The organism is Streptomyces sp. NPDC021019, assembly GCF_044333295.1.
Classification (GTDB): Bacteria; Actinomycetota; Actinomycetes; order Streptomycetales; family Streptomycetaceae; genus Streptomyces.
Map to the genome: position 1 here is coordinate 1175674 of NZ_JBIRQR010000002.1, position 24154 is coordinate 1199827.

Consider the following 24154-nt stretch of genomic DNA (forward strand, 5'->3'; position numbering starts at 1 on the left):
CGCGGCCGCCTCAGCGCCGGGCGTGGCGGATCCTCAGCCGGCCGTATCCGACCGCCCCCGAGAAGCGGATACGCGGCGCGCCGGGCCGGGTCGGCTGCCGGGGCCTGTAACGCAGGTCCTTCCAGCCGGTCGTCAGACCCTCGACCTCGACGATCGCGTCGCGCGGCACCGTGATGCTCGCGTTGCCGGTGCCGAGGCTCAGCTCGATGTCGACGACCGGGTACTCGATGATCGCCCGGGACAGGTCCAGCCGCAGCCGCCCGAAGGCGGACTCGACCTTGAGGACGCGGGGGACCCGCCAGGCGCCCCGTCGCTTGATCCGTCCGCCGGCGGCGGCGATCGTCGCCGTGGTGCCCGGGTCCTCCGCCGGGAGCAGGTCGACGGCCGCCGCGAGCTCGCCCCGCGTCGTGGCGGCCAGCACCCGGCCGAGGCGCTCGTCCATCTCCTCGTGCCCGATGTGCTCGTCGGCGTACGCCTCCCGCACACGCCGCACGGCGCTCTCGCGGTCGTCCTCGCTCACGCGCGAAACGGCGTTTTCCCGGGGTGAGTTCACCGCTTCACTGTAGTGCGGTACCGGTGCGGCGGGCCTGGTGAAGACCCACGGTCTCAGGAGGCCGACACCTCGGCTTCCTTGCGGGCGTCGTAGTCGGCACGCGCCTGCGCGATCTCCTGCTGGTGGCTCTCGGTCCAGTCGACCAGGGTTCTGATCGTCGTGTGCAGCGTCGCGCCGAGTTCCGTCAACTCGTACTCCACACGGGGCGGGACGACGGGGTAGACCGTGCGCCGCACCAGGCCGTCGCGTTCGAGCTGGCGCAGAGTCACCGTCAGCATGCGCTGACTGATGCCTTCGATCAGCCGGCGCAGCTCGGAGAAGCGCAGCGTGCGGCGTTCCAGGTGGGCGATGGCGAGGAGCGACCACTTGTCCGCGACGCGGTCGAGGATCTGCCGCACCTCGCATCCCTCGCGGACGTCCCACTGGCTGATGTCGTAGTCCTGACCGACGCCGGTATCCGCGCAGTTACTCGGTGACTTCGAAGTGCCTTCTTCCATACCTCCCCACGGTGCCGCAAGCTTCGAGTGGTTACAAGAGGGAACCGACCGGCGCATCGGTAACTCGACGCCGACCTTGGCTGCTTGACGCCTGCGTTCGCCAACCCTGTTCCTGCCGGACGCCGTCGCGGCGTCTCGCCATGCCCGTTTCGCCCGCACTCAAGGAGAGACCCCATGCCCTCATCACCGCCCCTTCCGGGATCGAGCAGTGACCGCATGACCGGCCGCGCCCGGGGTGTGCTGCTCGTCCTGTGCGGCGCGATCTTTCTGGAGGGCATCGATGTGGCCATGCTCAACGTCGCCCTGCCCGCGATCCGCGAGGACCTGGACCTGTCCACCGGCACGCTCCAGTGGGTGATGAGCGCGTACGTCCTGGGCTACGGCGGTTTCATGCTGCTGGGCGGGCGGGCGGCCGACCTGTTCGGCCGCCGCCGGATGTTCGTCCTCTGGCTCGTGGTGTTCCTGCTCTTCTCCGGTCTGGGCGGGCTGGCCACCGAGGGCTGGATGCTGGTTGCCGCCCGCTTCGTGACGGGGATCGCGGCGGCCTTCATGACCCCGGCCGGACTGTCGATCATCACCACTGGCTTCCCGGAGGGGCGGCAGCGCGACAAGGCTCTGCTGGTCTACGCGGGCACTGCCGCCGGGGGCTTCTCGATCGGCCTGGTCGTCGGCGGGCTGCTCTCCGCCATCGACTGGCGCTGGGTGTTCTTCGCCCCGGTCGTCCTCTCGTTCGGCATCCTTCTCGCCGCGCTGGCGCTCGTCCCCGCCTCGCCCCGCCCGGAGCGCGCCGGGCAGGGCGTCGACCTGGCCGGAGCGGTCGCCGTCACCGCGGGGATCCTGCTGCTCGTCTTCGGCGTCGAGCGGGCGACGCACGTGCCGGCCGTCTGGACCGTCGGTACGATCGGCGCGGCCCTGCTCCTCTTTCTCGCGTTCGTCCTGATCGAGCGCGCCTCCTCCTCACCGCTGGTGCGCCTGGGCCTCTTCCGCAGCGGGGCGCTGGTCCGCGCCAATGTGTCGGGACTGCTTTTCGCCGCCGGGTTCTTCGGCTTCCAGTTCATCGCCGTGCTGTACCTCCAGGAACTGCGCGGCTGGTCGCCCCTGCGGACCAGTCTCGCGCTGATCGTGATCGGCGTGGACGCGGTCCTGTCGCCGCTCCTCACTCCGAGGCTGGTGGCCCGGTTCGGCAACGCCCGGCTCATCTTCGGCGGGCTGCTCGTCGCGTCGCTGTCGTACGCCCTGTTCCTGCCGCTCGCCGCGGACTGGACGTACGCGGCGATGTTCCCGGGCCTGCTCCTCCTGGGCGTGGCCTTCTCCCTGGTCTACGGGCCCCTCACCATCGTGGCCACCGGCGGCATCGCCGAGGAGGAGCAGGGGGTGGCGGGCGGGCTGCTCTACACGTCCTTCCAGTTCGGGGCCGCGCTGGGGCTGTCGGCGGTGGCCGCCGTCAACACCGTTGCCACGGAAGGAACCTCACCTGCCGCCCTCCTCGACGGGTACCGGGCGGCCCTGGCCGTCCCGCTGGCCGCCGCCCTGACCGCCGCCGCCGTCAGCGCGTTCGGTCTCCGCGCGCGGCGGACGGCCGCGACGGGCGGGCCCTCGTCCGGCAACGGCGGTGGGGGCGGCTCGGCCGCGCCGGGCGGGAACGGCGCCACGACCGGCGTCGAGCGGCCCGCCGCGATCGGCGCCTGAAGACGCGGACGGGAGGCACTGCCGCTGGGTGCGGGCGAGCCCCGCTCGCACCCGGCAGCCGTACGCCGCGAGCCCCCGCTCGCACCCCACAGCCGTACGCCGCCCCGCCCCGTATTGCGGTCGACACCTCGCGCGCAGGTCCGGCAGAGTCTGCTCATGGATCTCACGGGCCACCACTGGCCCCTCTACGGACTTCGCCTCCGCACTCCGCGCCTCGAACTGCGGCTCCCCGACCTCGGGCTCCTGGACGAGCTGGCCTCGGTGGCGGCTCACGGTGTGCACGACGCGGGCCGCATGCCGTTCAACGTGCCGTGGACCGACGGGACGCCCGAGGAGGTGGGGCGGTCGGTCTTCCAGCACTTGCTGGGGACCGTGGCCGGCTGGACCGCCCAGGACTGGACGCTCAGCCTGGCCGTCCTTCACGAGGGAAACGTCATCGGCCGACAGGACCTGATGGGGCGGCAGTTCGGGGTACTTCGGCAGGCCGAGACCGGGTCGTGGCTCGGGCTCCCGCACCAGGGCCGGGGGCTCGGTACGGAGATGCGCGCCGCCGCCCTTCACCTCGCGTTCGCCGGGCTCGGCGCACGGTACGCGGTCTCCGCCGCCATGACCGACAACCCCCGTTCGCTCGGGGTCTCGCGGCGGCTGGGGTACATGGACGACGGACTGGAGACGGGTGTCGTACGGGGGGCTCCCGTCACTCTGCGGCGGTTGCGCCTGGACCGGGCCCGGTGGGAGGCGCACCGGAAGGTGGACGTGACCATGGAGGGACTCGCGGCCTGCCGGGCGGAGTTCGGGGTCTGAGGCGGCGCTCAGGGGCATCACACCACTCCGCCAAGCAAGGGTAGGCTAACCTTTCCTTGGATCGCCCCAGTCGGAAGCCGGGCCCGTCCGTCCGCCGCTCCGGCCTGCCCCGGAGGAGCCCCGTTGACGTCGACGACCGCCACCGCCCGCGAAGTCGCCCCGTTCCGGCTCTTCGGGCTGATCGTCCTGCGGACCAGACGGCTGGGCCCGTCCGTCCTCCGGGTCACGCTCGGAGGGCCGGGAGCCGACGGCTTCAGCGGCGGGGGCCGCGACCAGAGCCTGTCGATCCTGCTGCCCCGCCCGGGCGCGAGCGAGGCGGCGGCCCCGGCGGACGGCAGCGGGGCGCGGCACGCGGAACGGCGGGCGGTGCCCGAGGACGACCGGGCGGTGACGCGTTCGTATGCCGTGCGGGCCCAGCGGCTGCGGGCGGACGGCACCACCGAGGTCGACCTCGACTTCGTGCTGCACGACACCGGCGGCCCCGGCTGCCGGTGGGCGATGGCGGCCTCCCCCGGCGACCGGCTCACGGTGCTGGGCCCCACGGCGGCGGAGAACGCGGCCGTGCGCTTCCGGCCGCCGGCCGACACCGACTGGGTGCTGATCCGGGCCGACGAGACCGCCCTGCCCGCCGCGGCCGCTGCCCTGGAGTGGCTTCCCGCGGGGCTGCCGGCCCGGGTCTGGCTGGAGGTACCGCGCACCGAGGACCGGCAGGCGCTGAACACGGCGGCGAAGGCCCGGATCAGCTGGCTCGTCCGGAACGAGGGCGCCGCCTGTGGTGTGGAGACCGTGCGCGCCGCCGAACTGCCCGGCGGCACTCCGTACGCGTGGATCGCGGGCGAGGCGTCCGGGGTACGGGCGCTGCGTCACCACCTCGTCCAGGAGCGGGGCTTCGACCGTGAGCGGGTGACGTCCACCGCGTACTGGAGGCGCGGACTCCCCGAGGAACAGTCCCGGCAGGCCGAAGCGGAAGCGGGGCTCGTCACCGCCGGTGGCCCCTCCGACGAGCCGGAAGAGAGGGCCGCCGGTGATGACGGCGGCGGTCTGGGCGACCCGGTCACGGGCGGCCTGTAGGGCGATGGCGAAGGAGCGGCGGTCCGGGGCGGTGCCCGGCGGCGACTCCACGGCCTCGGCCGTCACTGGTCGAAAGGACGTGACAGCACGGCGACGGACCTCTTCGGGAAGCAGCCGTCCTGGACGGCTGTCCGCACCACCGCGCTCCGTTGCGCCACGCCGAGAGACTCTCGACGGGCCTGCGTGACCAGCGAAGACGCTCACTGCCCGGTCACCGGCCAGAGCTCCGTCCGAGGATCACCCGTTCCGGTGGTCGTGCCCGGAATCACCGCCCGACGACGCCGGGCCACCCATGATCGGCCCGGTGATCACCCACCCACGTCCCCCGCCTCCGGGCACCGGGTGGCTCGGGCCGTCGAGGTCGGCGTGGCTGTGACGGTGACACGCAGCGATATGCGTAACTCTGAGTCATGGAACGCGATCGGCGCGAGCCATGCGAAGTGTTTTCCACTGGAGGCGAAAGAGTGTCACGTCAGCGTCTGAGGCTGGGAGTACTGGCCCTCGCGGCACTGGTTCTGTCAGGTCCCGCGGTCGCCCCGACCGCGGCGGTAACCTCCTGGCCGGTCACAGCGAGCATCCACGGGCAGGCCGCCCCGGCGGGCCCGTCGGCCGACGAGGACCCGGGGTTCCTCAAAAGGCGTCAGAAGGCTCAGGCCGAGGGGATCATCGACGCCGACGGCAGAGTCCCGGGAAGCCAGAGCGAGGGAAGCCGCGCATGGCCGCACGATGACACGGGATACCGCGTCCAGCCACGGGACCTGGAATTCCTCGGGCTGACGCGGCAGCAGGTCAGGTGGTGGCGTCACTATCGGGCGCCGTTGGGTACGACTCCCCACCAGTTCAAGCGCATGTCGGCCGCCCTGTTCAGGGCCCTGTGCTCCGCCTGCGAGCGCCCCCAGGACTATGACGTACGGCTCCAGGGGTCATGGGCGTTCTTCTTCTCGGGCCGCCACAAGGACTTCCCGACCGAACGGGACCTGGCGGGGCAGCCGGTGGCGCTGGCGAGGTTCCAGGAGTGGATGGGCTCCACACCTCCCGCCGAGCGCCCGGCACGCCGCCCGTTCGGCGCGTTGCACAAGCTGGGGATGCTCGACGAGAACGGGAAGCCGTTCGGACCCAGCGACGGGGACTTCCAGATCTCCTCCGACGTCATGGTGGCCGAGGCCCGAGCGAAGTGGGACGAGCTGAAGAGCGCGGGAAAGCTCAGCGACAAGGACCTCCGCGCGGGGTTCATTCATCAGAAGTACAGCTTCGTCAACCGGACGGCGGTCCAGGAGGCCTTCCCGGAGCTCGAGAAGTGGTCGACCGTATGGGAGGAGCGGCTGGGCCGGCCCATCGCGCCGTCGCTGTTCCCCGGTTCCGGGCCCCCCGACAAGTCCCAGGAGGGGAACGGGATCTCCACCCACTTCCGGAACTCCGACTGGGTGGTGTCAAACCCGCCGAAGCACTGACCCTGCTCCGTCCCGGCCGGCCCGGACGCGGCCCACGCTCCGTCCCGGCCGGGACGCGGTCCACGCCCCGGCCCTGAACGCCCTGCCCGCGCAGACGGCCGCCGCCGCTCCCACTCCGACGGGAGCGGCGGCGGCCGTTCGCGATGTCGGCTGAGGAGAACAAGCCGCCCCGGACGACCGCCCACGAACCGACGAGCTCCCTCGCTTCACGCCGAGCGCCCCTCACGGGCCTGCGTGACCGGCGACGACACCTGCTGCCCGGCCTTGGGGACAGAGGAGGGAAAGCGGACAAGCCGTGCACCCGAGGGGGTGAGAGGAATGACCCATTCCGAGTTAGGTTAGGCTCACCTTACTTCGACATCGCGCCCTCGTCCCCCCTTCCTGCCCGGAGGGCCGCGATGAAGTTCCCCTCACCCGGGAGGCCCCCCATGCGTTCGCACCTGCTCAACAACACGACCGCGGAGCACTATCGGCACACCGTCTCCGCGGGAGTGGAACGGGTAGCGGCCACGCTCGCCGCCGCCGAGCGCCCCTTCAGTGGGATCGGTGTCGACGAGCTCTCCCCCGTCGTCGACGCGATCGACCTCGACCGGCCGCTGGGCGACGCGGCCGCCGCCCTCGACGAGCTCGGCGAGGTCTACCTCCGTGACGCCGTCTACTTCCACCACCCCCGCTACCTGGGCCACCTCAACTGTCCGGTCGTCATACCCGCCGTGCTCGGCGAGGCCGTGCTCTCCGCGATCAACTCCTCCCTGGACACCTGGGACCAGAGCGCGGGCGGCACCCTCATCGAGCGTCGGCTGATCGACTGGACCACCGAGCGGATCGGGCTCGGACCGGCCGCCGACGGCATCTTCACCAGCGGCGGTACGCAGTCCAACCTCCAGGCCCTGCTGCTGGCGCGGGAGGAGGCGAAGGTCCGCCCGGAGCACTTCACCCGGCTGCGGATCCTCACCTCCGAGTGCAGCCACTTCAGCGTGCAGAAGTCCGCCAAGCTCCTCGGCCTCGGACCGGAGGCCGTCATCTCCGTCCCCGTCGACCGCGACAAGCGGATGCGGGCCGTGGCCCTCGCCCGCGCGCTGGAACAGTGCGTCGCCGAGGGATCCGTCCCGATGGCCGTCGTCGCCACCGCCGGCACCACGGACTTCGGCTCCATCGACCCGCTGCCCGAGATCGCCGCGCTCTGCGAGCAGTTCGCCGTCTGGATGCACGTGGACGCCGCGTACGGCTGCGGACTGCTCGCCTCCCGTGCGCGGGGCGCGCTGCTCGAAGGCATCGCGCACGCCGACTCGGTCACCGTGGACTACCACAAATCCTTCTTCCAGCCGGTGAGTTCATCGGCCCTGCTGGTCCGCGACCGGGCGACCCTGCGGCACGCGACGTACCACGCGGAGTATCTGAACCCGCGCCGGATGGCCGAGGAACGGATACCCAACCAGGTCGACAAGTCGCTCCAGACGACCCGCCGGTTCGACGCGCTCAAGCTCTGGATGACGCTCCGCGTCATGGGCGCGGACGGTATCGGGGAGCTGTTCGACGAGGTCTGCGACCTGGCCGCGGAGGGGTGGCAGCTGCTCGCCGCCGACCCGCGCTTCGACGTGGTCGTCGAGCCGCGGCTCTCCACGCTCGTCTTCCGCTGCGTCCCGGCCGGTGTCACCTCCCCCGACGCGATCGACCGGGCGAACCTCCACGCCCGCAAAGCGCTGTTCGCCTCCGGCGAGGCGATCGTCGCGGGCACCAAGGTGGGCGAGCGCCAGTATCTGAAGTTCACCCTGCTCAACCCCGAGACGACCGTGCACGACATCGCCGCGGTCCTCGATCTGATCTCCGGCCACGCCGAGAAGTACCTGGGAGACTCCCTTGACCGCGCTTCCTGAACCCCACGACTTCATCGGGATCGGGCTCGGCCCGTTCAACCTCGGCCTGGCCTGCCTGACCGAGCCGATCGACGAGCTGAACGGCGTCTTCCTGGAGTCCAAGCCGGACTTCGAGTGGCACGCCGGGATGTTCCTCGAAGGGGCCCATCTCCAGACGCCGTTCCTGTCGGACCTGGTCACGATGGCCGACCCGACCTCGCCGTACTCGTTCCTGAACTACCTCAAGGAGCGCGGCCGGCTCTACTCCTTCTACATCCGGGAGAACTTCTACCCGCTACGGACCGAGTACAACGACTACTGTCGCTGGGCCGCCGCGAAACTGAGCAGCATCCGGTTCGACGAGACCGTCGAGACGGTGACGTACGACGAGGGCTCCGGGCTCTACACGGTGCGCACCGCCTCCGGTGAGCTGTTCCGCTCCCGGCACCTGGTCCTCGGCACCGGCACCCCACCGCACATACCGGACGCCTGCCAGGGGCTCGGCGGGGACTTCCTGCACACCTCCCGTTATCTGTCGGGGAAAGCCGACCTCCAGAAGAAGAAGTCGATCACTCTGGTCGGCAGCGGGCAGAGCGCGGCGGAGATCTACTACGACCTGCTCTCCGAGATCGACACCTACGGCTACCGGCTCCACTGGGTCACCCGCTCCCCGCGGTTCTTCCCGCTGGAGTACACCAAGCTGACGCTGGAGATGACCTCCCCGGAGTACATCGACTACTTCCACGCGCTGCCCGAGGAGACCCGCTACCGGCTGGAGACCGGCCAGAAGGGGCTCTTCAAGGGCATCGACGGGGAGCTGATCGACGCGATCTTCGACCTGCTCTACCAGAAGAACATCGCCGGGCCCGCGCCGACCAGGCTGCTGACCAACTCGGCCCTCGTCAGCGCGCGTTACGACGCCGTGGGTGGCGCGTACAGCCTGGGGCTGCGCCAGGAGGAGCAGGGCAAGGAGTACTCCCTGACCACCGAGGGCCTGATCCTCGCCACCGGTTACCGGTACGAGGCGCCCGCCTTCCTCGCGCCCGTCACCGGACGGCTGCGCCACGACAGCCGGGGCCGCTTCGACGTGGCCCGCAACTACAGCATCGACACCACCGGGCGCGGGGTCTTCCTCCAGAACGCCTCGGTGCACACCCACTCGATCACCTCGCCCGACCTCGGCATGGGCGCCTACCGCAACGCGTACATCATCGGCGAGCTGCTCGGCCGCGAGGTCTACCCGGTCGAGAAGTCCATCGCCTTCCAGGAGTTCGCCGTATGAGCCGCCCCGGCGACCGGCGCCCCGGCACACTCGGCGCCTTCACCGTACGCCCGCTGGAGCCCGCCGCCGACGCCGCACTGGTGCACGGCTGGGTGACCCACCCCAAGGCCGCTTACTGGCTGATGGGCGACGCCGAACTCGCGGACGTGGAACGGGAGTACCGGTCCATCGCCGCCCACCCGCACCACGACGCCTTCATCGGGCTGCACGACGACGTGCCCGCCTTCCTGATCGAGCGCTACGACCCCACCGAGGTCGAGCTGAAGGGGCTGTACGAGGCGGAGCCCGGCGACATCGGGATGCACTTCCTGGTCGCCCCCACCGACACCCCGGTGCACGGCTTCACCCGGGCCGTGATCACCACCGTGATGGATTTCCTGTTCGCCGATCCGTCGGTGCGTCGGGTCGTCGTCGAGCCCGACGTCACCAACAGCGCCGTGCAGGCCCTCAACAAGGCCGTCGGCTTCGACGTGCTCCGGGAGATCTCCAAACCGGAGAAGGACGCCCTGCTCAGCGCCTGCACCCGTGCGCAGTTCCAAGCAGCAACCGGAGGTAACGACCGATGACGACCACCCTCACCGACAGCGTCGCCCACCTCACCCCGGGGCGCTGGGCCACCGCAAACCGACTGCTGGTGCGCAAAGCACTGGCGGAATTCAGCCATGAACGGCTGCTGACCCCCACGCCGCTCGGCGACGGCCGCTACACCGTCCGTAGCGACGACGCCTCCACCGAGTACCGTTTCACCGCGCGCCTCTTCGCCCTGGACCACTGGCAGATCGATGCCGACAGCATCACCCGGCACCGGCATGGCTCCGAACTCCCGCTGGACACGGCGGAGTTCCTCATAGAGCTGCGGCACACCCTCGGAATCTCCGCGGAGGTCCTGCCGGTCTACCTGGAGGAGGTCTCCTCCACCCTGGCCGGAACCGCCTACAAACTCACCAAGGAACCGGTCACCTCCGGCCGGCTCGTCGCCGCCGGCTTCCAGGCCGTCGAGACCGGGATGACCGAGGGCCACCCCTGCTTCGTCGCCAACAACGGGCGGCTCGGCTTCGGCGTGGACGAGTACCGGGCGTACGCACCCGAGACGGCCTCGGAGATCCGGCTCGTCTGGCTGGCCGCCCACCGGGACCGGGCCACCTTCACCGCGGGCGCCGGCCTCGACCACGACGCGCTGATCGAGGCCGAGCTGAGCGAGGCGACCCGGGAGCGGTTCGACGGCACGCTGCGCGGGCTCGGTCTCGACCCGGGCGACTACTTCCTGCTGCCCGTCCACCCCTGGCAGTGGTGGAACAAACTCGCGGTCAGCTTCGCCGGAGAACTGGCGGCACGGCACCTGGTGGTGCTCGGCGAGGGCGAGGACGGGTATCTCGCCCAGCAGTCGATCCGCACGTTCTTCAACGCCGACCACCCCGGGAAGCACTACGTCAAGACGGCGCTGTCGGTCCTGAACATGGGCTTCATGCGCGGCCTGTCCGCCGCGTACATGGAGGCCACGCCCGCGATCAACGACTGGCTGGCCGGTCTGATCGAGCGCGACGACCTGCTGCGCGGCGTCGGGTTCTCGATCATCCGGGAGCGGGCCGCGATCGGCTACCACCACCGGTCCTACGAGGCGGCCACCGTCAAGGGCTCCCCGTACCGGAAGATGCTGGCCGCCCTGTGGCGCGAGAGCCCCGTGCCGGGCCTCCGGCCCGGCGAGCGGGTCGCGACGATGGCCTCGCTGCTCCACACCGACCACGAGGGCGGCTCGGTGGCCGGGGCGCTGATCGCGGAGTCGGGCCTGGAGCCGCGGGTGTGGCTGCGACGCTACCTGGACGCCTATCTGGTGCCGGTGCTGCACAGCTTCTACGCCTACGACCTCGTCTACATGCCGCACGGCGAGAACGTGATCCTGGTCGTGGAGGACGGGGTCGTCACCCGCACGATCTTCAAGGACATCGCCGAGGAGATCGCGGTGCTGGACCCGGACGCGGTGCTGCCGCCGCAGGTCGAGCGGATCCGGGTCGGGGTCCCCGAGGACATGAAGGCGCTGTCGGTCCTCACCGACGTCTTCGACTGCTTCTTCCGCTTCCTGGGCGCGGGTCTGGACACCGAGGGCGTCCTGGACGAGGAGACCTTCTGGCGGACGGTCGCCGCCTGTGTGCGCGACTACCAGGCATCGGTGCCGTACCTCGCGGAGAAGTTCCGGAGTCACGACCTGTTCGCGGCGGAGTTCGCACTCTCCTGCCTCAACCGCCTCCAGCTGCGCGACAACCAGCAGATGGTCGACCTCGACGACCCGGCCGGAGGGCTCCAGTTGGTGGGTCGCCTGAAGAACCCGATCGCCGGGTTCTGAGCCCGGCCGCCGGATCGCGGCGGCCTCCCTACCGGTGAGCGCCCGGGGACGGTCCCCCGGGCGCCCACCTTCTTCGGCACCGCCCGGAGGCGGGCTGGCAGAATCACGGGCATGGCAGAAATCATCCAGCGGGACGGAACATGGACGTTCGACGGGGACACCGTGCGCATCGTGCCGGGGGGAAAGGCTCACCCGGTCCGGCAGGAGCTGGGTGAGATAGCCGTACCCGTGCAGGCGGTGGCGGGCGTCTCGTTCGAACCGGACCGCAAGGGCGGACGGCTGCGGCTGCGGCTGCGCGGCGGGGCCTGCCCGGTGCTGCGGGCCGCCGACGGCCGGCTCAAGGACGGCGCCGACCCCTACGCACTGACCGTGGAGAAGGACCGCACGGGGGTCGCGGAGTACTTCGTCGACGAGCTCCGCAACGCCCTGCTGATCGAGCAGGTGCCGGACGGCCCCGTGGACCGCTTCCTGCTGCCGGGCCCCGCGCTTCCCGTCTCCGGCGGGGGCGGCGACGGGACGGCGTCCTTCGACGGCGAGAGCGTCCGGCTGACCTGGAACTGGAAGGCCGAGGAGTCCAAGACCGCCGGCGGTCCGACCACCTTCCCGCTGTCGCGGATCGCGGGCGTGCGGTGGATGCCGTCGATCGGCCTGGAGAACGGCTATCTGCGCTTCGAGCCGGTCGAGGGGCCCGTCTCGGCCCCGCCGAAGTACGACACGTACGCCCTGGACCTGTGGGGGATCTCCAAGAAGGAGCACACCGCGGTCCTGGTCGCGGCGGCGGTGCTGATGCGGCTGCCCGGGGCCCGTGCGGCACTGGACGCACCGGAGGCGCCCGCGGCCCTGACCAAGGCGGCCGAGCCCGCCGCTCCCGCGGGCGACCACGACGCGCTGCTGCGACGGCTGCGGGAGCTGGGCGAGCTGCACCGGGCCGGGGTGCTCACCGACGAGGAGTTCAGCACCGCGAAGCAGGCCGTTCTGCGCAGCATGTGACGCGACCGGGCGACCTTTCCCGCCCGCCCTGCCCGATATCGGGCAGATTTCTTGCGCAAGCGCGCCCTGGCAAGCAATATCGACGAGTGCTTGAACGCCGCTCGTCGCATGACGACCTCATCGATCACCTCGTACGCTCCACCGCGCTCCAGCGCGGCGAGGCGGCCCGGGTGATCCTCGACGTGCTGGCGTACTTCGACGAGAGCACCGACGACTTCGTCCGGCGCCGCCACCGCGAACTGCAGTCCGGCGGCCTGGTCAACACGGAGATCTTCGAGCGGATCGCGGCCGAGCTGCCGCACCGCGCCGTGGCGCCGCCGGAGCTCTCGCTCCGCCAGCTGCGCCGCATCGTCTACGGCTGACCGGCCGGGGCCGGCGACCGGGCGCCCGTGCGGGGCGCCGAACGGAAATGCGTGTACGTCGATGGAGGGGCAGAGAACACATGTGCGGGATCGTCGGATACATCGGTAGGCGTGACGTCGCTCCGCTGCTGCTGGAAGGCTTGCAGCGGCTGGAGTACCGGGGGTACGACTCCGCGGGCATCGTCATCACCGGCAAGGCGGCGGCGGGCAAGCCGGGCGCGCTGAAGATGGTCAAGGCCAAGGGCCGGGTCCGCGAGCTGGAGGCCAAGGTCCCCAAGCGCTTCGCCGGCACCACCGGCATCGCCCACACCCGCTGGGCCACCCACGGCGCGCCAAGCGACGAGAACGCCCACCCGCACATGGACGCGGAGAACAAGGTCGCCGTCGTCCACAACGGGATCATCGACAACGCCTCCGAGCTGCGCGCCAAGCTCACCGCCGACGGCATCGTCTTCCTCTCCGAGACCGACACCGAGGTGCTGGTCCACCTCATCGCCCGCGCCCGGGCCGAGACCCTGGAGGAGAAGGTCCGCGAGGCGCTGCGCCACGTCGAGGGCACCTACGGCATCGCCGTGCTGCACGCCGACTTCAACGACCGCATCGTGGTCGCGCGCAACGGCTCCCCGGTCGTCCTCGGCATCGGCGAGAAGGAGATGTTCGTCGCCTCGGACGTCGCCGCGCTGGTCGCCCACACCCGCCAGGTCGTCACGCTGGACGACGGCGAGATGGCCACCCTGAAGGCCGACGACTTCCGTACGTACACCACGGAGGGCTCGACCACGACGGCCACGCCGACCACCGTGGAGTGGGAGGCCGAGTCGTACGACATGGGCGGCCACGACACGTACATGCACAAGGAGATCTCGGAGCAGGCCGACGCCGTGGACCGCGTCCTGCGCGGCCGGATCGACGACCGGTTCTCCACCGTGCACCTCGGCGGGCTCAACCTGGACGCCCGCGAGGCGCGCGGGGTGCGCCGGATCAAGATCCTCGGCTGCGGCACCTCGTACCACGCGGGCCAGATCGGCGCCCAGCTGATCGAGGAGCTCGCCCGCATCCCCGCCGACGCCGAGCCGGCCTCCGAGTTCCGCTACCGCAACCCGGTCGTGGACCCCGACACCCTGTACGTCGCGGTCTCCCAGTCGGGCGAGACGTACGACGTGCTGGCGGCCGTCCAGGAGCTGAAGCGCAAGGGCGCCCGCGTCCTCGGAGTGGTCAACGTGGTCGGCTCCGCCATCGCCCGTGAGGCCGACGGCGGCACGTACGTCCACGCGGGCCCGGAGGTCTGCGTGGTCTCCACCAAGTGCTTCACCAACACCGTGGTCGCCTTCGCGCTGCTCGCCCTGCACCTGGGCCGGATCCGTGACCTGTCGGTCGCGGACGGCAAGCGGATCATCGACGGGCTGCGCAGGCTGCCCGAGCAGATCAGCGAGATCCTCGCGAACGAGGACGAGATCAAGCGGCTCGCGGCGGAGTACGCGGACGCCAAGTCGATGATGTTCATCGGCCGGGTGCGCGGCTACCCGGTGGCCCGCGAGGCCTCCCTGAAGCTGAAGGAGGTCTCGTACATCCACGCCGAGGCCTACCCGGCCTCCGAGCTGAAGCACGGCCCGCTCGCGCTGATCGAGCCCGCGATGCCGACCGTGGCGATCGTGCCGGACGACGACCTGCTGGAGAAGAACCGCGCCGCGATGGAGGAGATCAAGGCCCGCAGCGGCCGCATCCTCGCCGTGGCCCACCAGGTGCAGGAGAAGGCCGACCACACCATCGTCGTGCCGAAGAACGAGAACGAGCTGGACCCGATCCTCATGGGCATCCCGCTCCAGCTGTTCGCGTACCACACGGCCCTCGCGATGGGCCGCGACATCGACAAGCCGCGCAACCTGGCGAAGTCCGTGACGGTCGAGTAGACGGCGGTACACAGACCTTGGGCCCCGTACCGTCGCGAAGCCGGTACGGGGCCCAACGCGTGCCGTTACAGGGCTTTCTGGCGCCCCCTCAGGAAACCCGGGCGGCGGCCCTTCGGGGTTTTTCGGGGTTTCTCGGGGTCCCCCCGGTCAGGGAATGACGATGACGGGGCGTTGCGCCCGGCGGGCGAGGCGGCCGGCCACGGACCCGAAGATCCGGCCGACGATCCCGTGCGTGGAGCCCACGACGATGGCGTCGGCGGCGTACTCCCGGCCGACCTCCTCCAGTTCGTGGCAGATGTCGCCCCCGCGCTCGACCAGCACCCAGGGCACCTCGGAGAGATAGTCCGCGCAGGCCAGCTCCAGGCCGAGGACCTCGGTGCGGTGATCGGGGACGTCGACGAAGACGGGGGGCTCGCAGCCTGCCCAGACCGTGGTCGGCAACCGGTTGGCGACGTGGACGATGATCAGGCCCGAGCCCGATCGGCCGGCCATGCCGATGGCGTAGGCGAGAGCCCGCTCGCTCGACGTGGAGCCGTCGAAACCGACCACGACTCCGTGCCGGAAGGCGGGATCGCACGCATGGCGTGCTTCTTCGACCGTCCGCGGCTCCGACCCTGGGTCGGCTACCGGCTTGCGGTCTTTGGGTTCAGGGATTTCGTGACCGGCCATCGGTGTCTCGGCGAAGAGAGTCCTCGTGAGGAGGGAACGGTTTCGAGAGGTGCATCAGCTGGTGGTGAAGCTCTGTCCGGGAATCATCTTCCCAACCCCATACCCCCAAGGGTACGGCGTCACTCCTCCACCGCCCAGACCCCCGCAAAAGCGTGCGCGACGCTGGAGGGAGCATGCCCGAGCCCGTCCGTGATGGCAATGCCGGTTGTGTCGTACACGGGCCTCGGAGGGGGCGAACACTGTCGGCCGTCCTGTTTTTCGCGCCGATCGGCGGTCGCCCGGCGGACCCCGCGGCGAGGCCCTCACCCGGTCCCTGTTGGCCACACCGTCACCGGTCCATCACCGCGGGACAGGAGGCCGCGGCGGGCCACCCGTGACCGCCCGTCGAGCCGAACCCGGCGACGACGCCCGGACCGGCGGCCGACCGGACCCGCCGGACCGCCCCCGGTCGACGCCCGACACCCGCGGTTCTCGTGCCACACGGCCCATCGGTCGGTAATCCGGCCCTGCGGAGCCTCGCGCCCGGCCACGCCGCACCGGCCTGCCACGCCCCTTCGCGGCGGTCCGAACGCGCCATGGTTCACGGCGACGAGGGAGCGCACCGGCGCGGCCGTCAGGCGGCGGTTGTGCGCCCGGCGTGACCGGATCCAGCACACGCAACCGATGGTTTCAAGCCAACTTCGCCTGAGTGCCGAACCCTTCACGGGATGGCCGGAGACCCCACCGCCCACCAGGCAGGAACGGACCGCGCGGTACGCTTTCACCCGACGCGGACGGGCCACGTTGTCGAAGGGCACTTCCCTGTGCGCTTCGCGAGTGAAACGCTTCGTGATCGAACGCTTCACGCCACGTTTCCTTATCGACATTGAGCTGGTGGGGGAAGGTGTCACGGCGGGACCACGCGACGCAGTAGATTCGATCTTGGAAATCGGAGACTGGGGACACGTGCGACACCGAGGGGAAACGTGCAGGAGCGACAGGCCCGTAAGGACCAGGGAGACGCGAACACCGAGGGGGGCTTAGCGTCATGAGCCAGGACTCCGCCGCCGCGACGGAGGCCGCACGCAAGCTGACCGGGCGGCGACGCCGGGAAGTCGTTGCCGTGCTGCTGTTCAGCGGCGGCCCTATCTTCGAGAGCTCCATCCCGCTCTCCGTTTTCGGAATCGACCGGCAGGACGCGGGAGTTCCCCGCTACCGCCTGCTGGTCTGCGGCGGCGAGGAAGGACCGCTGCGCACCACCGGTGGGCTCGAACTCACCGCGCCGTACGGCCTGGAGGCGATCAGCAGAGCCGGCACCGTGGTGGTGCCCGCCTGGCGGTCGATCACCTCGCCGCCGCCCGCCGAGGCACTGGACGCGCTGCGGCGCGCCCACGAGGAGGGCGCCCGCATCGTCGGTCTGTGCACGGGGGCCTTCGTGCTCGCGGCCGCCGGCCTGCTGGACGGCCGGCCGGCCACCACGCACTGGATGTACGCGCCGACGCTGGCCAAGCGCTACCCGTCGGTGCACGTCGATCCGCGCGAACTGTTCGTGGACGACGGGGATGTGCTCACCTCCGCCGGCACCGCCGCCGGGATCGATCTCTGCCTCCATATAGTCCGCACCGACCACGGCACGGAGGCCGCGGGGGCACTCGCCCGCCGGCTCGTCGTGCCGCCGCGGCGCAGTGGTGGGCAGGAGCGCTACCTGGACAGGTCTTTACCGGAGGAGATCGGCTCCGACCCGCTCGCCGAGGTCGTGGCCTGGGCCCTGGAGCACCTGCACGAGCAGTTCGACGTGGAGACGCTCGCCGCGCGCGCCTACATGAGCAGACGGACCTTCGACCGCAGGTTCCGTTCGCTCACCGGCAGCGCACCGCTGCAGTGGCTGATCACCCAGCGGGTTCTCCAGGCGCAGCGGCTGCTGGAGACCTCCGACTACTCGGTCGACGAGGTCGCCGGCCGCTGCGGCTTCCGCTCCCCGGTCGCGCTGCGCGGGCACTTCCGCCGCCAGCTCGGCTCCTCCCCCGCCGCGTACCGGGCCGCCTACCGGGCCCGTCGTCCGCAGGGGGTGGCGGAGAGCGCCGCGACGGTGGTCGAGACGATGGTGCCCAGCCAGGGGCCACCGTCCGGACGCCGGGGCTCGCCCCTGTCCTCCGCGGCCGTCGCCGTGGCGGCATCGGTGGGGTCCGGGGAGATGTCCCTGCCGGGCCCTGACGCGTACGTTCCCGGACGCCCGGCCCTGCCGGGACAGCGGAGCGCCCCGTAGGGTGGGGCGCATGAACGACCGCATGGTGTGGATCGACTGCGAGATGACCGGGCTCTCGTTGACGGACGACGCACTCATCGAGGTGGCCGCCCTGGTCACCGACTCGGAGCTGAACGTGCTCGGCGAAGGGGTGGACATCGTGATCCGCCCGCCGGACGCGGCCCTGGAGACCATGCCCGAGGTGGTGCGGCAGATGCACACCGCCTCGGGCCTCCTCGACGAGCTGGCCGGGGGCACCACCCTGGCGGACGCCGAGGAGCAGGTCCTGGCCTACGTCCGTGAGCATGTGAAGGAGCCCGGAAAGGCCCCGCTCTGCGGAAACTCGGTCGGTACCGACCGGGGGTTCCTGGCGCGGGACATGCGGAAGCTGGAGGGTTACCTCCACTACCGGATCGTGGACGTGTCCTCGGTCAAGGAGCTGGCCCGACGCTGGTATCCCCGGGCGTACTTCAACAGCCCGGCCAAGAACGGCAACCACCGGGCGCTGGCGGACATCCGTGACTCCATCACGGAGCTCCGCTACTACCGGGAGGCGGTCTTCGTGCCGCAGCCCGGCCCGGACTCCGAGCGCGCCAAGGAGATCGCGGCGCGCTGGTCGGCTCCGGCCGCACCGTAGGAACCCGCTGGTCACGGGCGCGAAAGCGCCCGTGGACCGGCCCCGGGAAACGGGGGCGCGAGCACCCTCCCGGACCCTGTACACTTTTTCTCGGCCGGTCGGAAACGACCGGGCGACATGGTGGGTATAGCTCAGCTGGCAGAGCACCTGGTTGTGGTCCAGGATGTCGCGGGTTCAAGTCCCGTTACTCACCCTGAGGGAAGGGCCCCGGTCTTCGGACCGGGGCCCTTCGTCATGGGGCGCGGGGCGGCGTGCCGCCCGGTCGCCCGGTCGGCTCAGAAGGTGACGTCGGAGCAGGCGTAGAAGGCGTTGCCGGTGTCCGCGATGGTCCAGACGCCGAGGATCAGGTGCTTGCCCGACTTCTGCGGCAGGTTGCCCGCGTGCGTGACCGTCGATCCCGGCTGCCGCCCGCCGAACGGCACGGTGAGGAACGGCTGCGGATCCAGGTCGGCCCGGGTCAGGGGCTTCGACGGGTCGTAGCCGTCCTTGGTGACGTAGTACCGGAAGTCGGTGGTGGCGTGCCGGGCGGTGATCCGCCAGCGGAACGTGTGGCTCGCCCCGGCGCTCACGTCGGAGGCGGGCCAGGCTCCCCCGCGCGGGTCGTCCAGCTCGGCGAACCGCTGGTTGCCCCCGGCGCAGATCAGACCGTCGCGGGGACCGCGCGCCGGGAAGCCCTTGGGGCCCTCGACGCTCGGCGGCTCCCACTGGATCTGCCCGCAGCCGCGGACGGTGCCGTTGCCGCAGAGCTGCTGCCGACTGATGGGCGAGTCGGTGTACCCGTGGCTCTGCGCGCTGCCGGAGGTGGCCAGCAGGGAGACCCCGGCGATGCCGAGGCCGAGGAGTAAGGAGGTGATCTTTCTGCGCATGTGGTGCTCCTGGGGTGAGGGGTGGAGCTTGCGGACAGATGGACCGGCGCGGCGGCTCACCGCGTCTTGGTCTAGACCAAGACGGAGGCTAGTCCCGTCTTTTGGTCATGTCCATACCACTGAAGGGCACCCGAACGACCGGCCCGGCCGGCCGTCACGACGAGTCGCGGACCACCAGCTCCGTGGGCAGCATCAGCGAAGGGCGCTCGTCGCCCGGGGTCCGGCCCGCGATCTCGTCCAGGAGGACCCGCGTCATCCGGCGGCCCATCTCCTCGATGGGCTGGCGGACGCTGGTGAGGGCGGGGTGCATGTGGCGGGCGACCACCGAGTCGTCGAAGCCGATCAGCGCGACGTCCTCGGGGATGCGGCGGTCCGCCTCGCGCAGGACCTGGCGGGCGCCGGCGGCCATCACGTCGGAGGCGACGAAGACCGCGTCGAGGCCGGGGCGGCGGGCCAGGAGGTCGCGCATGGCCCGCGCGCCGCCCTCCTCGGTGAAGTCGGCGGGGGCGATGAGGCGCTCGTCGGGGGCCAGGCCGGCGGCGGAGACCGCCGCGCGGTAGCCGTCCAGGCGGCGCTGGGCACCGTAGACCTCCAGGCGGCCGGTGATCGTGGCCACCTGGCGGCGGCCCCGGGAGACCAGGTGCTCGACGGCGGCCCGCGCGCCCGCGAAGTTGTCGGAGTCGACCGAGGGCAGCGTCTCGGCCGCGTGCCGGGCGCCGCTGATCACACAGGGCATGCCCAGCTGCTCCAGGAGCTCCGGCAGCGGGTCGTCGGCGTGCACGGCGACCAGGAGGACCCCGTCGACGCGGTGGGCGGTGAGGTACTGGGCGAGGCGGCGGCGCTCGCGGTCGTTGCCGACGAGGGTGAGGAGCAGCTGCATCTCGGTGTCCGCCAGGGCCGCGCCGACGCCGCGCACGATCGCGGAGAAGTACGGCTCGGCGAAGAAGCGGGTCTCCGGCTCGGGCACCACCAGCGCGATGGCGTCGGTGCGGTTGCCCGCCAGGGCACGGGCGGCCCGGTTGGGGACGTACCCCAGGTCGGCCACGGCCGCCTCGACCGCCTGCCGGGTCGCTTCGCTGACCCGGGGCGAGCCGTTGATGACCCGTGAGGCGGTGCCCCGGCCGACCCCGGCCCGTGCCGCCACCTCTTCGAGCGTGGGCCGCCCGCCGCTCCGTACTCGCGCTGCCGCCATGGCCGCCTCCCCGTTCCCGGTCAATTTCTCACAGCCGTACAGTCAATCCAAGTCCTGGACCGATCACCCCGACGAGCGTACGGACAGTGTATTGGGAGCGCTCCCAAGCGTGGCACGAAAAGGCGGTGGGCCCGGTCGGGGTCGACCGGGCCCACCGCTCTCACCGGGTCAGGCGTCCGGGCCCTCGGCCGGGGGCAGCGCGTGGCGGGCGATCACGTCGCCGTACCAGTGGGCGCTGGACTTCGGCGTACGGCGCTGGGTCGCGTAGTCGATGTACACCGCGCCGAAGCGCTTCGCATAGCCGTAGCCCCACTCGAAGTTGTCCATCAGGGACCAGAGGAAGTAGCCCCGTACGTCGGCCCCGTCGGCCGCCGCCCGGCGTACCGCCTCCAGGTGGCCCCGCAGGTACGCGATCCGCTCCGGGTCGTGGACCCGCCCGTCCTCGTCCGGGGCGTCGTCGAAGGCCGCGCCGTTCTCGGTGACCATCAGCGGCAGGTCCGGGTGCTCGCGCGAGACGTCCATGAGGAGGTCGTACAGGCCCTCCGGCTGGACCGACCAGTTCATCGCGGTGACCGGCCGGCCCTCGGCGAGGTGGAAGGCGACGTGTTCCGAACCGGGCCACGGGGAGTGCTCGCTGCTGCCGTGGCCGTCGTTGCGGGTGTCCCCGGCGCCGGAGGGCGACGCGCTCACGATGGTGGGCGTGTAGTAGTTGACGCCGAGCACGTCGATCGGGGCGGCGATGGCGGCGAGGTCTCCGTCATGGATCAACTCGGGCCAGTTGACGATGCGTTCGGTATCGGCCAGCAGGTCTTCCGGGTACGCGCCCTTCAGCATCGGGCCGGTGAAGACGCGGTTGCCCACCGCGTCGATCCGGCGGGCCGCGTCCGCGTCCGCCTCGCTGCCGGTCAGCGGGCGCACCTGGTGGAGGTTGAGGGTGACCGAGGTCTGCGCGGCAGCGGGGAGGTTGGCGCGCAGCGCCTCGGTCGCCCGGCCGTGGGCGAGGTTGAGATGGTGGGCGGCCCGCAGCGCGGCGGCCGGTTCGGTGCGGCCGGGGGCGTGGACCCCGGAGCCGTAGCCGAGGAAGGCCGAGCACCAGGGCTCGTTCAGCGTGGTCCACATGGACACGCGGTCGCCCAGGGCGCGGGCCATGATGGCCGCGTAGTCCGCGAACCGCTCGGCCGTCGCCCGCTCGGGCCAGCCGCCCGCGTCCTCCAGTTCCTGCGGCAGGTCCCAGTGGTAGAGCGTGGCGACGGGCTTGATGCCGGCGAGGAGCAGCTCGTCGACGAGCGACCGGTAGAAGTCGAGACCGCGTTCCACGGCGGGCCCCCGGCCGGTGGGCTGGACCCGGGACCAGGAGACGGAGAAGCGGTACGCCTGGAGCCCGAGGCGCTTCATCAGGGCGACGTCGTCGCGGTAGCGGTGGAAGTGGTCGGCCGCCACGTCCCCGGTGTCCCCGCCGAGGGTCCGGCCGGGCGTGTGGCTGAAGGTGTCCCAGATGGAGGGCGTGCGGCCCAGCTCGGCGGCCGCACCCTCCACCTGGTACGCGGCGGTGGCCGCGCCCCAGAGGAAACCGGTCGGGAAGGGGGCCGTGGCGGCGGGGGCCTGCTGCGGGACCGTGTCAGGTCGGACGGCTGTCATGTGGGAGCGCTCCCTGGAGGAAGTGAGGGGTGAGAGGTGAGGAGGAAGGGGGGTCGAGAGGGGGATCAGCCCTTCACAGCGCCGGACATGATCCCGCCGACGATCTTCTTGCCGAAGACCACGAACACCACCAGCAGCGGCAGCGTGCTGATCAGCGCGCCCGCCATCACGATGGACTGGTCGGGGGTGTACGAGGCGCTGAGCTGGCCGAGGGCGACCTGAAGGGTCGGGTTCTGCTGGTTGAGGGCGAGGTAGGGCCAGAAGAAGTCGTTCCACGCCTGGACGAAGGTGAGCATCCCGAGCACCATCATCGCGGGGCGGGCCACCGGCAGCACCACGCTCACCACGATGCGGAGGTTGTTCGCGCCGTCGATCTTGGCCGCCTCGATCAGCTCGTACGGCAGCGCCTCGATCAGGTACTGCCGCATGAAGAACACACCGAACGCGCTCACCAGCGTCGGGAAGATCACCGATTCGAGCTGCCCGCCCCAGCCGAGGCCGGACATCATCATGAACAGCGGGACGACGCTGAGCTGCGGCGGGATGGTGAGGGTGGCGATGACCGCGGTCATCAGCCAGCCGCGGCCCCGGAAGCGCATCTTGGCGAACGCGTAGCCGGCGAGCGTGCAGAAGAAGAGCGTGGCAAGGGTGATCGAGGACGAGACGATGACGCTGTTGAGGATCGCCTTGCCCAGGTTGGCCTGTTCCCAGGCGGTCTGGACGTTCTCCAGCAGCTTGCCGCCCGGGAGGAACGGCGGGGTGGAGGCGAGGACCTCGTCCTGGGTGCGGGAGGCCGCGACCAGGGTCCAGTAGAGCGGCAGCAGGGAGCCGAAGCCGACGACGGCGAGCGCGATGTACGCGAACGGGCCGCCCTTCATCTGCTGTCCGGCGCCCATCTTGAAGCGGCTCGGGCGCCGCGGGGCGCTGCCCTCCGGGGTCGGCGCGAGCTTCACGGGGGCGGGGTGCGTGGGGCTAGTCATGGTCATGGATGCGCTCCCGGTCAGACCGCGGACTTGCGGACGAATCGGCCGATGAACCAGTTGGCCGCGGCGATGAGGAGGAGAAGGGCGAGCATCGCCCAGGCGACGGCGGCGGCCGGACCGAGATGTCCGAGGTTCCAGCCGTAGTTGTAGAGGTAGATGCTGAGCGTCTCGTACTGGTTCTCGTTACCGCCGGTGGCGCCCAGCGCGCCGCCCTCCAGCAGCAGCGGCTCGCCGAAGAGCTGCATGGAGCCGATGGTGGAGATGACGATGGTGAACAGGATCGTCGGCCGCAGCGAGGGGATGGTGACCTTGCGGAACTGCTGCCAGCGCGAGGCGCCGTCCAACGAGGCCGCTTCGTAGAGGTCGTTGGGGACGGCCTGCATCGCGGCGAGGTAGATCAGCGCGTTGTAGCCGGTCCAGCGCCAGATGACGATGATCGAGATCGCCAGCTTCGACGTCCAGTGCCCGTTGGCCCAGTTGACCGGATCGAAGCCGACCAGGCCGAGCGTCCAGTTCAGCAGTCCGCCGTCGGCCCGGAACACCAGGGCGAAGACGAGGGCGGCCGAGGCGACCGAGGTCGCGTACGGGGTGAGGATGATCGTGCGCCAGAACGTGCTCGCGCGCAGCTTGTAGTTGAGGAGGTGGGCCAGGCCGAGGGCGACCAGGAGCTGCGGGACGGTGGAGATGACGCCGATCAGGAACGTGTTGCTGACGGAGGTCCAGAACTCGGGGTCGTGCAGGATCTTGTCGAAGTTCTCCCAGCCCACCCACTCCATCGAGTCCAGACCGGTCATCTCCACCCGGTGCAGGGCGATCCAGCCGGTGTAGAGGAGGGGATAGAGCCCGAAGGCCCCGAAGACGAGGAAGAACGGGGCGATGTACGCGTACGGGGACGCCTTGTCGTCGAACCGCCACAGCCGGCTGCGCCACAACTGCCGCCGTTCGCTGGGAGGTTCCTTCTTCGGGTCACGGGGCGGGGTCGCGTACGCATCCCGGGTGGGGGTCGAGGTTGCCACGGGCGGGGAGTCCTTCCCTGGGTGCGCCGACGGACGGCCGGGGCGGCTGGAGGGGGCGGCTGGAGGGGGCGGGTGGGCGGCGGGGCGGGCGGGTGTCGCCCGCCCGCCCCGGCGCGGGACCGG

General features: G+C 71.1%; 21 protein-coding genes and 1 tRNA gene. 14 read left to right on the top strand and 8 right to left on the bottom strand.

Going from position 1 to position 24154, the window contains the following annotated elements; translation table 11 throughout:
- Positions 1-10 precede the first annotated feature (10 nt).
- Complete coding sequence (locus ACH4RG_RS16280) at positions 11-520, bottom strand: DUF1707 domain-containing protein (protein ID WP_398160561.1); 510 nt, start codon at positions 518-520, stop codon at positions 11-13.
- A gap of 86 nt (positions 521-606) precedes the next feature.
- Positions 607-1050, bottom strand: coding sequence for a winged helix-turn-helix transcriptional regulator (locus tag ACH4RG_RS16285; RefSeq protein ID WP_397917000.1), 444 nt, complete (start codon positions 1048-1050; stop codon positions 607-609).
- A gap of 216 nt (positions 1051-1266) precedes the next feature.
- Here ACH4RG_RS16285 and ACH4RG_RS16290 point away from each other — a divergent pair, with 216 nt between their 5' ends.
- The 11 genes from ACH4RG_RS16290 (at position 1267) to glmS (ending at position 14806) form a co-directional block, all read left to right on the top strand.
- A complete protein-coding gene (locus ACH4RG_RS16290; protein WP_397928182.1) occupies positions 1267-2739 on the top strand; it encodes an MFS transporter in 1473 nt (490 codons plus the stop codon).
- A 156-nt stretch (positions 2740-2895) separates the two neighbouring features.
- The gene (locus ACH4RG_RS16295) at positions 2896-3543 is read left to right on the top strand and encodes a GNAT family N-acetyltransferase (RefSeq protein WP_397917001.1); all 648 of its coding nucleotides are present in this window, start codon (positions 2896-2898) and stop codon (positions 3541-3543) included.
- Positions 3544-3666: 123 nt separating this feature from the next.
- Positions 3667-4614, top strand: coding sequence for a siderophore-interacting protein (locus tag ACH4RG_RS16300; protein ID WP_397927990.1), 948 nt, complete (start codon positions 3667-3669; stop codon positions 4612-4614).
- Between the two features lie 818 nt (positions 4615-5432).
- Positions 5433-6065 carry a hypothetical protein gene (locus ACH4RG_RS16305; protein ID WP_397917003.1) on the top strand — a complete coding sequence of 211 codons (633 nt, stop codon included), beginning with the start codon at positions 5433-5435 and terminating at the stop codon, positions 6063-6065.
- 428 nt (positions 6066-6493) lie between these two features.
- Entirely contained in the window at positions 6494-7942 is a 1449-nt protein-coding gene (locus ACH4RG_RS16310; protein WP_397917004.1) for a pyridoxal phosphate-dependent decarboxylase family protein, read from the top strand.
- Positions 7926-9203 (top strand): lysine N(6)-hydroxylase/L-ornithine N(5)-oxygenase family protein, encoded by a 1278-nt coding sequence (locus ACH4RG_RS16315; RefSeq protein WP_397917005.1) that lies wholly within the window; start codon positions 7926-7928, stop codon positions 9201-9203. Before ACH4RG_RS16310 ends, ACH4RG_RS16315 begins: the two co-directional genes overlap by 17 nt.
- Entirely contained in the window at positions 9200-9769 is a 570-nt protein-coding gene (locus ACH4RG_RS16320) for a GNAT family N-acetyltransferase (protein WP_397927989.1), read from the top strand. Before ACH4RG_RS16315 ends, ACH4RG_RS16320 begins: the two co-directional genes overlap by 4 nt.
- Positions 9766-11544: an IucA/IucC family protein gene (locus ACH4RG_RS16325; RefSeq protein WP_398539705.1), complete on the top strand. Its 1779-nt coding sequence runs from the start codon at positions 9766-9768 to the stop codon at positions 11542-11544. The genes ACH4RG_RS16320 and ACH4RG_RS16325 overlap by 4 nt, the downstream gene beginning before the upstream one ends.
- A gap of 111 nt (positions 11545-11655) precedes the next feature.
- On the top strand, positions 11656-12534 hold the full coding sequence (locus ACH4RG_RS16330) for a DUF4429 domain-containing protein (protein ID WP_397917008.1): 879 nt from the start codon (positions 11656-11658) through the stop codon (positions 12532-12534).
- Between the two features lie 86 nt (positions 12535-12620).
- Positions 12621-12896 carry a hypothetical protein gene (locus ACH4RG_RS16335; RefSeq protein ID WP_003968990.1) on the top strand — a complete coding sequence of 92 codons (276 nt, stop codon included), beginning with the start codon at positions 12621-12623 and terminating at the stop codon, positions 12894-12896.
- A gap of 80 nt (positions 12897-12976) precedes the next feature.
- Entirely contained in the window at positions 12977-14806 is a 1830-nt protein-coding gene (glmS, locus tag ACH4RG_RS16340) for a glutamine--fructose-6-phosphate transaminase (isomerizing) (RefSeq protein WP_397917009.1), read from the top strand.
- A 147-nt stretch (positions 14807-14953) separates the two neighbouring features.
- Here glmS and ACH4RG_RS16345 read toward each other — a convergent pair whose 3' ends face one another.
- Entirely contained in the window at positions 14954-15475 is a 522-nt protein-coding gene (locus ACH4RG_RS16345; RefSeq protein ID WP_026290787.1) for a universal stress protein, read from the bottom strand.
- Positions 15476-16502: 1027 nt separating this feature from the next.
- Here ACH4RG_RS16345 and ACH4RG_RS16350 point away from each other — a divergent pair.
- The 3 genes from ACH4RG_RS16350 (at position 16503) to ACH4RG_RS16360 (ending at position 18529) form a co-directional block, all read left to right on the top strand.
- Positions 16503-17720: a helix-turn-helix domain-containing protein gene (locus ACH4RG_RS16350; protein ID WP_397917010.1), complete on the top strand. Its 1218-nt coding sequence runs from the start codon at positions 16503-16505 to the stop codon at positions 17718-17720.
- A gap of 10 nt (positions 17721-17730) precedes the next feature.
- Complete coding sequence (gene orn / locus ACH4RG_RS16355) at positions 17731-18336, top strand: oligoribonuclease (protein ID WP_397917011.1); 606 nt, start codon at positions 17731-17733, stop codon at positions 18334-18336.
- Between the two features lie 120 nt (positions 18337-18456).
- Positions 18457-18529 (top strand) — tRNA-His (locus ACH4RG_RS16360).
- Between the two features lie 82 nt (positions 18530-18611).
- On the opposite strand, the gene ACH4RG_RS16365 is transcribed toward ACH4RG_RS16360, so the two are convergent.
- From ACH4RG_RS16365 to ACH4RG_RS16385, 5 genes are all read right to left on the bottom strand, one after another.
- A complete protein-coding gene (locus tag ACH4RG_RS16365) occupies positions 18612-19202 on the bottom strand; it encodes a lytic polysaccharide monooxygenase (protein ID WP_397917012.1) in 591 nt (196 codons plus the stop codon).
- A gap of 154 nt (positions 19203-19356) precedes the next feature.
- Positions 19357-20394: a LacI family DNA-binding transcriptional regulator gene (locus ACH4RG_RS16370; RefSeq protein ID WP_398539706.1), complete on the bottom strand. Its 1038-nt coding sequence runs from the start codon at positions 20392-20394 to the stop codon at positions 19357-19359.
- Positions 20395-20562: 168 nt separating this feature from the next.
- On the bottom strand, positions 20563-22032 hold the full coding sequence (locus tag ACH4RG_RS16375; RefSeq protein WP_398539707.1) for a GH1 family beta-glucosidase: 1470 nt from the start codon (positions 22030-22032) through the stop codon (positions 20563-20565).
- A 65-nt stretch (positions 22033-22097) separates the two neighbouring features.
- The gene (locus ACH4RG_RS16380; protein ID WP_397917015.1) at positions 22098-23018 is read right to left on the bottom strand and encodes a carbohydrate ABC transporter permease; all 921 of its coding nucleotides are present in this window, start codon (positions 23016-23018) and stop codon (positions 22098-22100) included.
- A gap of 14 nt (positions 23019-23032) precedes the next feature.
- Complete coding sequence (locus ACH4RG_RS16385; protein ID WP_397917016.1) at positions 23033-24031, bottom strand: carbohydrate ABC transporter permease; 999 nt, start codon at positions 24029-24031, stop codon at positions 23033-23035.
- Positions 24032-24154 lie beyond the last annotated feature (123 nt).